At 68.8% G+C, this 12,016-nt stretch carries 16 protein-coding genes and 1 pseudogene; 11 read left to right on the forward strand and 6 right to left on the reverse strand.

Annotated features, from left to right (window positions below; translation table 11 throughout):
• The first annotated feature begins 2 nt into the window (after positions 1-2).
• The 6 genes from QIY60_RS04820 (at position 3) to QIY60_RS04845 (ending at position 4,424) form a co-directional block, all read left to right on the forward strand.
• Positions 3-1,052, forward strand: coding sequence for a hypothetical protein (locus tag QIY60_RS04820; RefSeq protein WP_283141306.1), 1,050 nt, complete (start codon positions 3-5; stop codon positions 1,050-1,052).
• Positions 1,049-2,143 (forward strand): hypothetical protein, encoded by a 1,095-nt coding sequence (locus QIY60_RS04825; protein ID WP_283141307.1) that lies wholly within the window; start codon positions 1,049-1,051, stop codon positions 2,141-2,143. The genes QIY60_RS04820 and QIY60_RS04825 overlap by 4 nt, the downstream gene beginning before the upstream one ends.
• Complete coding sequence (locus QIY60_RS04830; protein WP_283141308.1) at positions 2,144-3,010, forward strand: hypothetical protein; 867 nt, start codon at positions 2,144-2,146, stop codon at positions 3,008-3,010.
• 73 nt (positions 3,011-3,083) lie between these two features.
• A complete protein-coding gene (locus QIY60_RS04835; RefSeq protein ID WP_283141309.1) occupies positions 3,084-3,872 on the forward strand; it encodes a peptidoglycan-binding protein in 789 nt (262 codons plus the stop codon).
• 64 nt (positions 3,873-3,936) lie between these two features.
• Positions 3,937-4,170 carry a hypothetical protein gene (locus QIY60_RS04840; RefSeq protein ID WP_283141310.1) on the forward strand — a complete coding sequence of 78 codons (234 nt, stop codon included), beginning with the start codon at positions 3,937-3,939 and terminating at the stop codon, positions 4,168-4,170.
• A complete protein-coding gene (locus QIY60_RS04845) occupies positions 4,167-4,424 on the forward strand; it encodes a hypothetical protein (protein WP_283141311.1) in 258 nt (85 codons plus the stop codon). Before QIY60_RS04840 ends, QIY60_RS04845 begins: the two co-directional genes overlap by 4 nt.
• Positions 4,425-4,559: 135 nt before the next feature.
• Here the strand turns inward: QIY60_RS04845 and QIY60_RS04850 are convergent, their stop codons facing one another.
• The 3 genes from QIY60_RS04850 to QIY60_RS04860 are packed head-to-tail and all read right to left on the reverse strand — an operon-like array spanning position 4,560 to position 5,694.
• The gene (locus QIY60_RS04850) at positions 4,560-4,883 is read right to left on the reverse strand and encodes a hypothetical protein (RefSeq protein ID WP_283141312.1); all 324 of its coding nucleotides are present in this window, start codon (positions 4,881-4,883) and stop codon (positions 4,560-4,562) included.
• A gap of 8 nt (positions 4,884-4,891) precedes the next feature.
• Positions 4,892-5,077, reverse strand: a complete 186-nt coding sequence (locus tag QIY60_RS04855; protein ID WP_283141313.1) for a hypothetical protein — start codon at positions 5,075-5,077, stop codon at positions 4,892-4,894.
• On the reverse strand, positions 5,074-5,694 hold the full coding sequence (locus tag QIY60_RS04860; protein WP_349253900.1) for an ATP-binding protein: 621 nt from the start codon (positions 5,692-5,694) through the stop codon (positions 5,074-5,076). Before QIY60_RS04860 ends, QIY60_RS04855 begins: the two co-directional genes overlap by 4 nt.
• Positions 5,695-5,769: 75 nt before the next feature.
• Between QIY60_RS04860 and QIY60_RS04865 the strand changes: the two genes are divergently transcribed.
• The 5 genes from QIY60_RS04865 (at position 5,770) to tgmC (ending at position 10,065) form a co-directional block, all read left to right on the forward strand.
• Positions 5,770-6,621, forward strand: coding sequence for a Scr1 family TA system antitoxin-like transcriptional regulator (locus QIY60_RS04865; RefSeq protein WP_283141315.1), 852 nt, complete (start codon positions 5,770-5,772; stop codon positions 6,619-6,621).
• 13 nt (positions 6,622-6,634) lie between these two features.
• On the forward strand, positions 6,635-6,829 hold the full coding sequence (locus tag QIY60_RS04870) for a DUF397 domain-containing protein (protein WP_283145819.1): 195 nt from the start codon (positions 6,635-6,637) through the stop codon (positions 6,827-6,829).
• Between the two features lie 782 nt (positions 6,830-7,611).
• Positions 7,612-7,953 (forward strand): putative ATP-grasp-modified RiPP, encoded by a 342-nt coding sequence (gene tgmA, locus QIY60_RS04875; RefSeq protein ID WP_283141316.1) that lies wholly within the window; start codon positions 7,612-7,614, stop codon positions 7,951-7,953.
• Positions 7,954-7,978: 25 nt separating this feature from the next.
• Positions 7,979-8,914, forward strand: a complete 936-nt coding sequence (gene tgmB, locus QIY60_RS04880; protein WP_283141317.1) for an ATP-grasp ribosomal peptide maturase — start codon at positions 7,979-7,981, stop codon at positions 8,912-8,914.
• Positions 8,911-10,065: an ATP-grasp peptide maturase system methyltransferase gene (tgmC, locus tag QIY60_RS04885; RefSeq protein WP_283141318.1), complete on the forward strand. Its 1,155-nt coding sequence runs from the start codon at positions 8,911-8,913 to the stop codon at positions 10,063-10,065. Before tgmB ends, tgmC begins: the two co-directional genes overlap by 4 nt.
• A 126-nt stretch (positions 10,066-10,191) precedes the next feature.
• Here tgmC and QIY60_RS04890 read toward each other — a convergent pair.
• From QIY60_RS04890 to QIY60_RS04900, 3 genes and pseudogenes are all read right to left on the reverse strand, one after another.
• Positions 10,192-11,169, reverse strand: a pseudogene (locus QIY60_RS04890) (ATP-binding protein); the annotation flags it as partial.
• Entirely contained in the window at positions 11,170-11,562 is a 393-nt protein-coding gene (locus tag QIY60_RS04895) for a YraN family protein (protein WP_283141319.1), read from the reverse strand. It lies immediately after the preceding pseudogene.
• Positions 11,563-11,707: 145 nt separating this feature from the next.
• Positions 11,708-12,016, reverse strand: a complete 309-nt coding sequence (locus QIY60_RS04900) for a DUF2469 domain-containing protein (RefSeq protein WP_003965949.1) — start codon at positions 12,014-12,016, stop codon at positions 11,708-11,710.

The following is a 12,016-nucleotide window of genomic DNA, read 5'->3' on the forward strand; positions in this document are numbered from 1 at the left end:
CTGTGACCGTGCGCGCCGCATGGCTGCTCACCGGCCCGCCAAGCGGGCAGACCCGTACCGATACCCGCCTCGCCCCTGTGGGCACCATGCAGAGCGAGGGCCCGCTCACCTCCCGATCCGGCGTCATCGCCGGCGGCACCCCGCTGGAAGCCACCGGCGCCGGATCCATGCGGGTGCAGATCAGCACCGGCCGCGCCATCGTGCAGGGAACCTCCGTCCAAGGCGCCTACCCCGTGGCCGTCACCGCCCCCGAGGTCCTGGTCATCACCGACGGCCACGCCCAGTTCGACCGCATCGACACCGTCGTTCTGCGCATCTACGACCAGCTGTTCGACATCTCCGGACAGACCCTTGCGCAGCTGGAAGTGCTCCGGGGCGAGGCCAACGCCACCCCGTCCGCCCCGCCCGTGCCGACCGGCTGCCTACCCCTGTGGGACATCGCGGTTCCGGCCGGGACCTCCGCCGGCACCGGCGGCATCACCTGGAACCGGGCACTCACCGACCGGCGCACCTACACCAGTGCCTATGGCGGCATCACGCCACCGGGCGGCAACCTGAACAGCCCCGGGGCCTATCCGGGCCAGTACCGCGACAACGGCCGCACCCTGCAACGCTGGGACGGCCTGACGTGGCGGGACGCCGTCGAGCGCCACTATGCGAGCGCCTTCAAGTCCGCCAAGTACAACCTGACCGCACGCCAGTACACCACCGTCGTGTGGGACGGCACCGACGCCGTCTCCGAGCCGGGCCTGTGGTCACCCTCGGCCCCCACCCGCCTTGTCGCACCGGTGGCAGGCCTGTACATCGTGTACGCCCATCAGATCTGGCCCGGCGGCGCCACCAACGCCCGTGTGCGGATCCTGGTCGGCGGCACCGGCGACATGCAGGTGTCATACATCGCCACTTCCAGTGGTGGGCAGGGCCACGCCGCCGCGCGCCCGGTGGTACTGCGCGCCAGCGAGTTCGTCGAAATGTCGATCTACTCCGACACCGCCCTGTCCGGCGTCGACGGCTCCTACAGCAAACTCGCCCTCGAATGGCGCGGCCCATGACTCTCCCCTACCGGGCCCTGATCTGCGACCTGCGTTCCGATCAAGTCCTCGACGTACTGCCCCTGCACGGGGTGACGTTCGACGACTGGATCGGCAAGACGGGCTCGCTCAACGCCACGATCCCGATCCCGAACCGCGGTCTCGCTGCACGGGTGCGGGCCGCGATCGAACCCGCCCGCACCGTGGTATGGATCGAACGCGGCGGCGAAGTGTGGTGGGGCGGCATCGTGTGGACCTCGAACGTCTCCACCGACGCGCGCGGTTTCCTGTCGATGGCGATTCAGGCGGGAGGGTTCGACTCCTATCTCGACCACCGGCTCTTGCACGACACGTTCACCGCCCAAGGTGTCGATCAGTTCGACATCGTGCGGGACCTGATCCGCTACGTGCAGGAAGCCCCCGGCGGCGACATCGGACTCGAATGCGATCAGCACCTCTGCGGCATCCTGCGAGACCGCACCTTCAGCCGCTACGACCTGCCCACCATCCGCGACCTCATCCAGCAACTCGCCAGCCTCGACAGCGGGTTCGAGTGGCGGGTGGCGGCCTACCGCGACTCGGCGAGTGGCCGACGCGTCAAGCGTGTGCAGATGGGCTTCCCCGTCATCCGCTCAGGCGCTGTCGAGACCGTCCTCGACTACCCCGGCCCCGTCCTGGCCTACACATGGCCGGTGGACGGCACCCGCCGCGCCAACACGTGGACCAGCCGGGGCGCCACCACCAACGCGAACCAGGTCGAAGCATCGGTACCGCTCATGTCGTCCGACCTGGTCGCCGATGCGGACCTCGCCGCCGGATGGCCGCGGCTGGACGGGAGCAGCGACTACCCGACCGTGGGCACTCCCTACATCCTCGCCGCGCACGCCCGCGCCGACTGGAACGCTGCCCGTCAGCCGCGGGTGATCCCCGAAATCACGGTCGCGCTCGACCGTACCCCGCTCTCTCCGGCCCTGCTCGGCTCGACGATCAGGCTCCGCATCCGGGACCTGTGGCACAGCCTGGACGAGCGCTTTCGCATCGTCGGCCTGTCGGTGAGCCCACCCGAGCGAGGCCGGCCGGAAACCGCGAAACTCTTCCTGGAGGTACCGTAAGTGGCCGCGATCCCCCTGGATCTCCTCGACCGCATCCGCGACCTGGAACGGCAGGTACGCGAGCTGTCCGGCCGCGCGCAGATGCGCCCGGCGATGGACAAGATCACGCATGGACGCGTCACGATCGGCGAAGGTGGAAGCCTCGCCGTCATCGGCCCCAACGGTCGCGCCGCCCTGTCCACCGGCCAGTGGGCCGACGGCACGTACGGCACGTACCTGGGGCGCGACGACGGAAGCGCCGCATGGACCGTCGGGGGGTCGGGCACCGACACCGCCAACATGGTGCGCATGTGGACGCGGGGCGGAAGCGCCGTCGTCATGGACGACGCCTACGCCGACGCCTTCCTCGGCCGCCCGGCCCTCCCCGTGCCGTGGCAGCCCACAGCAGGCGCCACCACCAACAGCACCACGGGCGCCACGTCTTGGTATGCCGCGACGAGGGTGCAATGCCCTGTCTTCTGGCTCGGGATCGAGACGTACTGTCCCGCGAACGTAGGGGCCCGCGTCGACGTGGAAGCGATCGTGCCGGGCGGCACATGGGAGAACTGGCAGACATGGACGGTTTCCGGCGGCACGTCCGGCCGGTGGACATCCAACGAGCTCACCCGCCCCATGCACCGCCTGAAGCACTTCAGCCACATCACATGGCGGATCCGCCAGACCGTGACCAGCGGGCAAGGCCAGATCAGCACCAATGTAATGGGCTCCTACCAGCGCAACACCTTTAGCGCCGCCGAGACCCCCCAGGCGCCCCCGGTCGCCCTGTCCAAGGAAGCCGCGCCCACGACACCGGGCGCACCCGCCGGTGAGCCGGCCGAGCTGCGCCCCGACACGCTGCACGCCGACGCACCGCGCCGCGCCGTGTAGTCGCGCGCCCCAACTCCACCACCACGCCCCGGGCCCCCACGGGTCCGGGGTTCGTCATGTCAGGAAGGTCTACATGCAGTTCGTTTCCCGCACCCAGTGGGGCGCCCGCCCCTCGCGGTACTCACTCGTCTACATCGCCAGCACCCGAGGCGTGAAGATCCATTACGAAGGCACGCCAGTTCCATCGTCCCTCGCCCGCCCGGAGAACCACACCGCGTGCGCCGGACGCGTCCGTGCCATCCAGGCAAGCCACCTCGCCAACCCCGAAGAGGACTACAGCGACATCGCCTACACGGCGATGGTCTGCCCCCACGGCTACGTCTACGAGGGCCGCGGCGCCCACAAGAAGACCGCCGCCAACGGAAACCAGCCCCTGAACGCCGCGCACTACGCGGTGTGCGCCATGGTCGGCAGCTCCGGTCTGACCCAGCCCACCGACGCCCAGCTGGGCGGGCTGCGCGACGCGATCGAGTGGCTGCGTACGAGCGGCGGCGCAGGCTCGGAGATCCTCGGCCACCGCGACGGCTACGCAACCGACTGCCCCGGCCCGGCCCTGTACGCATGGGTCCAGCGCGGCGCCCCGCGCCCCGGCGGCACCGGCACCCCCACACCGAAGTACGAGCCCTTCCCGGGCGCCGCATTTTTCCAGCGTCTGCCACGCTCGCCGATCATCACCGCCATGGGCGCGCGCCTGGTCGCCGAGGGGTGCTCGGCCTACAGCGAGGGCCCCGGCCCGCAGTGGACCGACGCGGACCGCGCCAGCTACGCGAAGTGGCAGCACAAGCTCGGCTACCGCGGCTCGGACGCGGATGGATGGCCCGGCCCGACCTCGTGGGAAGCCCTCCACGTCCCCAACGTCTAGCCCACCCCGATCCCCCTCACCCCGGGAGCGGCCCCCAGACCTCCCCCGACCGAAGGAAAACCCCATGACCGATGCTGCAAAGCGCACCATCCGCACCATTCTTCAGACCGCCGTCGCCCTCGCCGTCGCCCTGCCGGCCATCGTCGACGCGTCCGGCGTCCCCGCGTCCCTGCCCTGGGTCGCGGGCGCCCTCGCCGTCGCCGGTGGCCTCGCCCGCGTGATGGCCCTGCCCGCCGTCGAGGCCCTGCTCGACCGCGTCGGCCTCGGCCTGGCCGACGACCACGGCGAGGGCGCGTGACCCAGCCGCCCCCGCCCGATCCTGTCGCCGTCGAGCTGGAGAAGCTGCGCGGGACAATGGCCGAGGGATTCGCCCGCGTCGACGGCGCCCTCGCCCTGCTCGTGCAGCGCGGCGACCAGACCGACCGCGCCCTCGCCGACCTCGACAACCGCGTTGATGCGCTCGAACGGGGCCGGTGGCCCCTGCCTTCGCTGGCCGCCGCCGTCGGCGTAATCGGCCTCGCCCTGTCCCTATGGCAGCTCGCCCGCCCCTAACAGGCCCCCGCGCCCCCCGTCACCGGCATTGGCCGGTGACGGGGGGCGCTTTTCGTCGTGGGGGAGCGCGAGGAGGTCCCTCGACGGCAACCCCGCAGCCGTCGAGGGACCCGAGGGGGTCACCGCGCCGGGGACCTACCCGGCCACCGGCGCGGGAGCTATGTCCCCCTCCGATCCGCAGTCCGCCCCCGCACTGGAAGACGGGTCACGGCGGCTGCGGAAGTCTTGGGGAGGCTGATCAAGCCGAGCGTGTCGGCGCCGGTGCTTGCCGGAGCCGGTGCAGAGGATCACGCGCACCGGGTCGCGCCAGCAATAGCAGGTGTACGAGTAGCCATCCCGGTCTGTCGGCAGGGCGACGTACGCCCTGTGCGCGGGAGGCATCGACCAGTAGATCGCGAGCAGCGCCAGCATCGCGACGCAGACCGCGAGGACCATCACGCCCCAGAACATCCGTTCCATGACCGCACTCACTCGGTCACCGCCGTGTGGGCCGAGACGGAAAGGCCGATCTGTGCGCCGAGTTCATAGGTGAGGGCGCGGGCCTGCTCGGGGGTGAGCTCGACCATCGCCGCCGCGTCGAAGGCCAGCCATACCGAGCCGGGATTCTCCTCCGGGTCGAAGCGGGCGACGTGCACAACCTTCGGGTGGATCACGACATCCCCCGTCCGCCCTCGACCATCTTGAACCACACCGCTTTCGAGTGCGGCACCATGCCGCCGTAGAGGCACACGCCCCACTGGTCCGCAAGAGCATCCACCAGCCCCAGCCCCAGCCCGCCTTCCCGGATACCGGGGACTCGCTCGGGCGGGACAGGCAGTTCACGGGGGCGGTCGTCGTAGACGTACACCGAGATCCAGTTGTCGGCGAGCGTCACCTCGACGTGCACGAGTTTCGCCGGGGTGTGCCTGCACACATTGGTGACGAGCTCACTCGTGCATACTCGTGCCGACTCCGAGAGTTGACGGTGCCCGGCCGTGCGCAGCAGCGCCGCGACCAGCTCTCGCAGCTCACCCACAGCCGTAAGTCGGCTGGCGGTACTCAGGCGGTGCGTTCTCGTCGCAGTGGGCACAGGTGGTGGGGGAGGTACTAAGGCTGCGGTCATTTCATCGTCTCCCAACGCAGTTGAGCGCACGCTGCTCCTCGTCCGTGGCTCTGGCCGCTCCACACATGCCGCTCCAACTGGCATGCCAGCGACTGCACTTCGGCCCGAGACTCTTGTGGCGCGATGCTTGAACGACGGTAGCGCGTCCGTCTCACAAGTTGTACCCATACGCCTCAACTGAGGAACAGGTGGACCACCCTGGGGGTACGGGGCCACACTGGGGGCCGACAGAAGGGGAGGCAGATGCCGCCTAGGAAGGCTCCAACTGCGTGGCAACGACGTCTGGGCACAGAACTTCGCAAGATGCGCGAACACGCCGGCCTGCCACTCGGCGACGCTGCGGCATTGCTCGGAACCGACCGCACCACCATCAGCAACAGCGAGTCGGGGCGCTTCGGAGTGAGCAGTGATCGCGTTCGCACCTGGGCTGCCCTCTACCAGTGCCCCGATGCCGCATACATCGACGCTCTGGCCGCCATGGCGGAGGACCGCCGCAAAGGCTGGTGGGAGGACTATCGCGGCAAGCTGTCGAGCGGCGCGCTTGATCTCTCCGAGCTGGAAGCCAACGCCACGGGGCTCCGAGGCGTCACCATCATGCACGTCCCCGGACAGCTCCAGACCGAAGAGTATGCCCGTGCCGTGTTCGAGGAAGCCGTACCGCCACTGAATCCGATTGATCTGCGCACTCGCCTGTCGCATCGACTCAAGCGGCGCGATGTACTGGACCGCCCCGAGCCCCTGCCCTGCACCTTCCTCATCCATGAGGCGGCACTGCGGATGCAGTACGGCAGCGCGAAGATTGCTCGCACCCAGCTCAAACACGTGCTCAAGGAGTCCGAGCGCGACAACATCACCGTGCGGGTGATCCCGTTCCGGGCTGGCGGGTTCCCGAACGCAGGGTCATCGACCCTCTACATCTATGGCCCGGTGCCGCAGCTCGATACGGTGCAGATGGACACCCCAACAGGCCCGGCGTTCTTGGACGCCGAAACCCTTCTCGCCAACTACCGAGCCGTACTCGATCGCACACAGGAGCGATCAATGAACCCGGCCCAGTCGCGAGACTTCATTCACGGCATCGCACAACAAGCATGAAGGCGTGGAGACAGTGGAAATTCAGTGGCGAAAGTCCTCGTTCTCGACGGACTCGGAGGGCAACTGCCTGGAGCTCGCCGAGGTCGACGGCGAGATCCTGCTTCGCGAGAGCGACCAGAGTGACGTGATCGTACGGACCAGCCGGGCGAAGCTCCGCGCCTTCCTACTGGGCGCCCAGGCTGGCGAGTTCGACTACCTAACCAAGTAACCCCGACTCCTGTCAGCCCCCCGCCAACGGCGGGGGGCTTCCGCTTGTCGTCTCACTCGTTGTCATATGCCGTCTCACTCGTTAGACGTCAAACGGTTGATACGGATCTGTAGCTAGCGCTACGGTCGCAGAGCAACACCGGCCCTCGTTGAATCCCTTGGTGGACAACCTCGGCCGCTGCAACTCTCCATGCCATCACGCCTGTTGGGGAGGGTTCGCACGCGGTTGCTCCCCTCCCTGGCATTCCCCGGGAGGGGAGCAACCCCGACGCAGGAGGGCACCGCATGGGTGCGGCGATGTTCCAGACGAGCGCGATCACGCCGTCGAATCCGTTTTTCGCTGACGTAGCTGTCGGCGGGGGGTTCTGGTACGAGACGCTGCTTTACCCCAGTGCCCACACCGCCGTACCTCACGCGTCCCGGCTGTCCATGCTGCATACGGCATGGCGAGCCGTGCGCACGCTCCGGTGTGACCTACGCGCCGGGCACGTTCTGGCACTGACCGCGCGCGAGTCACATCGAGCGATCACCTGGGCCAACACCGGGTACGTGCCAGCACTTGGGGCACTAGCCCGGGGTGAAGCCGTCACCTTCACTCTGTCACTCCATTCCGGCCAGACAGCCCAGTGGTGCATCCGTCCTGCCCTGTTCCTTCAGCTGACTGACCACAATTGGTGCGACGGTCCGCGCGGCGGTCACACGCCTTGACCGGACCGAAGCTCTCCTGCCCGTTGTCCAAACGCATCGGCCCCGATGCCCATCAACAGAGCAGAAAGAGGTTCCATGCCAGCGCCGACCACCGAAGCACCTACCACCACAGCCGAGGTCGAGCCCAATGCCCCCAGCAGTCAAGCGCCGCCACAGCAAGGTGCCCTGACTGCCTGGGGGTTCACGCGCTTAGCGCTCTACCCGAACAGCGTCGCCCTTCCCTACAGTCGCACCGAACTCGACCCGGAGACACAGACCAGCCTGTATTACGACACCGCAGGAGCACCGGTCGAGATGGGCAAACACGGAACAAACAACGCGACCGCCCAATCGACATCGACCGGAAGCGACGGCGGGGGCTCACAGCCTCCCGCCCCGTCCGACTCCGACGTCATCGAAGACACGGAGAGCGACTGACGTGACGGAGTCACCAGTCCTCGCCGTGACCTCCCTCGGAGATGTCACCGCAGACCTGGTGCTCGCCGAGCTGCACGACCGGGGTGTTCCGGTCGTGCGGCTCGACCCCGGCACCGACTTCCCCGACAACGCCCGCCTAAGCGCCCGACTCAACCGCGCCGGCCTCTCCGGACGAATCGCCACCCCATCACGCCTACTCGACCTCGCCTCGGTCCGTTCCGTCTACTGGCGCCGCCCGACGCCCTACGGCGGCACCGGCGCCGCCGAGACTCCAGAGGATCAGTTCACCAACGCCCAGGCACGCGCGGGATACAGCGGAATCCTCGCCGCCCTGCCCGGCGCCCACTACGTCAATCACCCATGGCGCAACCGCGACGCCGACCACAAGCCCCTCCAGCTTGCCGTAGCGGCCCGTCTGAACCTGCCTGTTCCCGAAACGCTGATCACGACCGTTCCGGACGACGCACGCCGGTTCATCGCCAAGCACGGACCGGCCATCTACAAGCCTGTACGGACCGTGCACATCGTCGGCGAGGAAGGCAAAGGCCGAACCGTCTGGGTCCGCACCGTGGAACCGGACGAGATCGACGACAGCGTCTCCACCTGCCCGCACCTCTTCCAGTCGTGCATACCGAAGATCGCCGACATCCGCCTCGCCGTCGTGGGCAACGACATGATCGCGACACGCATCGACGGCGGACACCTCGACTGGCGCGAAGACCAAACCCACCTCGCCTACACCCCCATCACCATTCCCGACTCCATCCGCACGGCGGTCCGGGCGTACCTGAAGGCATTCGGTCTGGTCTTCGGCGCTTTCGACTTCACCCTCGCCAAGACCGGGACATGGTGGTTCCTCGAATGCAACCCCAACGGGCAATGGGCATTCGTGGACAACCCCACATGCCAGACCATCACCCGCGCACTAGCTGACACCCTCCAGAAAGGCGCCCCCGCATGACGGACCTCGCCGCCACCTTGCGGCACGGCCTGGCCGACGCCCTCGCCGCCGAAGACTGGGTTACCGACCCGCTATGGCGCGGTGCCGTCGAAGCCACCCCGCGCGAGAACTTCCTCGGCCAAGCCCTCTACAAGCCGAGCGAGCCGCCCGGCCCCACCACATGGACCCCGGTCCGCCGCGACTCCATCGCCCCCGAGGACTGGCTCGCCCTCGCCTACGAGGACACCACCTGGGTCACCCAGATCGACGGCATCCTCGCCGAGGACGCACCCGGCCCCCTCACCGGCGCCCCTACGTCGTCCTCGACCCTGCCCGGCCTAGTCGCGCAAATGATCGAACGCTCCGGAGCCGCCCCCGCCGATCGCGTCCTCGAAATCGGCACCGGCACCGGCTACTCCACCGCACTCCTCTGCCACGGCCTCGGCGAACACAACGTCACCTCCATTGAAGTCGACCCCCACGCCGCCGACCGCGCCCGCAAAGCCCTCGCCGACACAGGCCACACCCCGACCCTGATCACCGGCGACGGCCTACGCGGCCACCCGGGCGGCGCCCCCTACGACCGGGTGATCGCTACCTGTGCCATGCGACACATCCCCTATGGCCTGCTTCGCCAGATCAGGCCCGGCGGAACGCTGCTCGTCACGCTCGCGGGCTGGTCTTTCGGTCACGGTCTCGTACGCCTCACGGTCGACGACAACGGCGGAGCCTCCGGCCGCTTCCTGCCCGGCTACACCTCGTTCATGATCGCGCGCGCTCACGACCGGCCCCCACATGGCCCATTCGAGCTTCTACCCGGCGAACGACGGCCGAGCCGGATTGACCCGGCCATCCTCGATGATTGGGCCGGCCGATTCGTCGCCCAACTCGCCGTCCCTTCCGCCGAACGGCTCGGCCTAGGCACAGAACAGATCCTCCTCGACGTCGCCACCGGCTCGCAGGCGCGTACCCGCCGCGCTCAGGACAGCGACGGCTGGACAGTCGAGCAGCGCGGCCCAGTACGACTCTGGGACGCCGTCGAGGACGCGGTCGAGACTTGGCAGCGGGCCGGTAGCCCCCACCCGTCCGAGTTCGGCCTCACAATCACGCCGGACGCACAACGGGTCTGGCTCGGCACCCCAGACGGCCCAAGCTGGGCGTTGCCCATCTAAGGACCCTGCTCGCTCTGCATCGGCCCCGGCACTCCCGTGAGGAGTGCCGGGGCCGATGCGTGGCGCTGTGCTCTTAGACGGGCGCACAGCGCCGCAGGCAAGGAGCCCACTTGTTTTGCACGTCCTGTCCAAGAAGAGGACTCCTCGATGGGCGAGTGAGACAGCTCCTGGACGTGGCAGGCCGTTGCCTCCGCCGACGAGGGACTGCATGGTCGCCGAGTGGTGGGGTGCGCAGTAGGGGGCTTTGTGGACGAGGGGTTTGCCCGGGGGCAGGATTCCGGCGACCGAGTGGATCGCGGTGACTTCGAGGGATTCCTGGCGGGTGAGCGGCGGCAGGATGCCGGGGAGCCGTTCGGCCAGCATGGTTTTGCCTGCGCCGGGCGGTCCGTACAGCATCAGGTGGTGGCCGCCGGCCGCGGCGACTTCGAGGGCGGTGCGGGCGGTGCGCTGCCCGGCGACGTCGGCGAGGTCGGGCGGGCTGGTGTCGGCGTCGATGGAGAGGCCGGTGCCGACTCCGGCGCCGGGGACGACCAGTCCGGCGAGCATGGCGTCGGGTCTGCCTTCTTGGTCGGGTTCCTCCTCGGGCACGGGTTCGTCGGTGAGGACGGCGATGAGCTGGCGCAGGCTCCGTACGCCGAGGACGGAGATGCCGGGGACCAGGGAGGCTTCGGCGGCGGTTTGTTCGGGGACGACGACCTGTTCGTATCCGGCCTCGGCGGCGGCGAGGACGGCGGGCAGGATGCCGCGCACGGGGCGCACCCGGCCGTCGAGTCCGAGTTCGCCGATCATCACCAGGTCGGCGAGCTCTCTGGGGTCGATGCGCTCGGCGGCGCCGAGGACCGCGCAGGCCACGGCGAGGTCGAAGCCGCTGCCGCCCTTGGGGACGGAGGCGGGGCTGAGGCCGACGGTGAGTTTCTTCTGGGGCCAGTCGCCGCCGGAATTGACGACGGCGGCTCTGACGCGGTCGCGGCTTTCGCTGAGGCTCTTGTCGGGCAGGCCGACGAGGGTGAAGGCGGCGACGCCCGGTTCCAGGTCGGCCTGGACTTCCACGACGACGCCCTCGACGCCGACGAGCGCCACGGAGCAGGTGCGGGCGAATCCCATCTACGCCACCCCCCGCACGTGCTCGGCGCGGGGTGCGCCGCGCCGGGGCAGGACGACGCCGACGAGGTCGATGCGGACGCCGCCGCCCGGCGGTCCTCCGTGGTCGGCGAGCCAGCGCTCGGCGAGGTGTCTGAGCCGCTCGGCCTTGGCGGGGGTGACGGCCGCCATGGGGTGTTCGAACGGGCCCGCTCTGCGGGTCTTGACCTCGCAGACCACCAGCACGTCGCCGTCGCGGGCGACGATGTCGATCTCTCCGGTCCTGCCGCTGCGCCAGTTGCGGGCGACCACTGTCATTCCGGCGTCGGCCAGCAGTCTGGCCGCCACGTCTTCGCCGTACTGCCCGAGTGCTCCTCGTGCGTTCATTTCGGCACCACCTCCGGCACCGACTGTCACGCATCCAGCGCCACCGAGTGGATCTTGGTGGACAGCCGGGCCATTGTGGATAACCCGGTCACCCACACGGTGGACGTGCGCACGTGGACGCGGCGAAATCGGTGGACGCGGCGGACACCGATGCCGACGCCGTGGACGCGGCGGATCAGCCCCCCGGAAGCTCCAGATCGCTCTTGTTGAGCTCCTCGATATTCACGTCCTTGAACGTGAGGACGCGGACCTGCTTGACGAAGCGGGCCGGCCTGTACATGTCCCAGACCCAGGCGTCCGCCATCGACACCTCGAAGAACACCTCACCCTGGACCGAGTGCACCTGCATCTCGTAGTCGTTGGTGAGGTAGAAACGCCGCTCGGTCTCGATCACGTATTTGAACAGACCGACGACGTCGCGGTACTCCCGGTAGAGCTTCAGCTCCATCTCGGTCTCGTACTTTTCGAGGTCCTCGGCGCTCAT

It is taken from the genome of Streptomyces sp. BPTC-684, assembly GCF_030028635.1.
Taxonomy (GTDB): Bacteria; Actinomycetota; Actinomycetes; order Streptomycetales; family Streptomycetaceae; genus Streptomyces; species Streptomyces noboritoensis.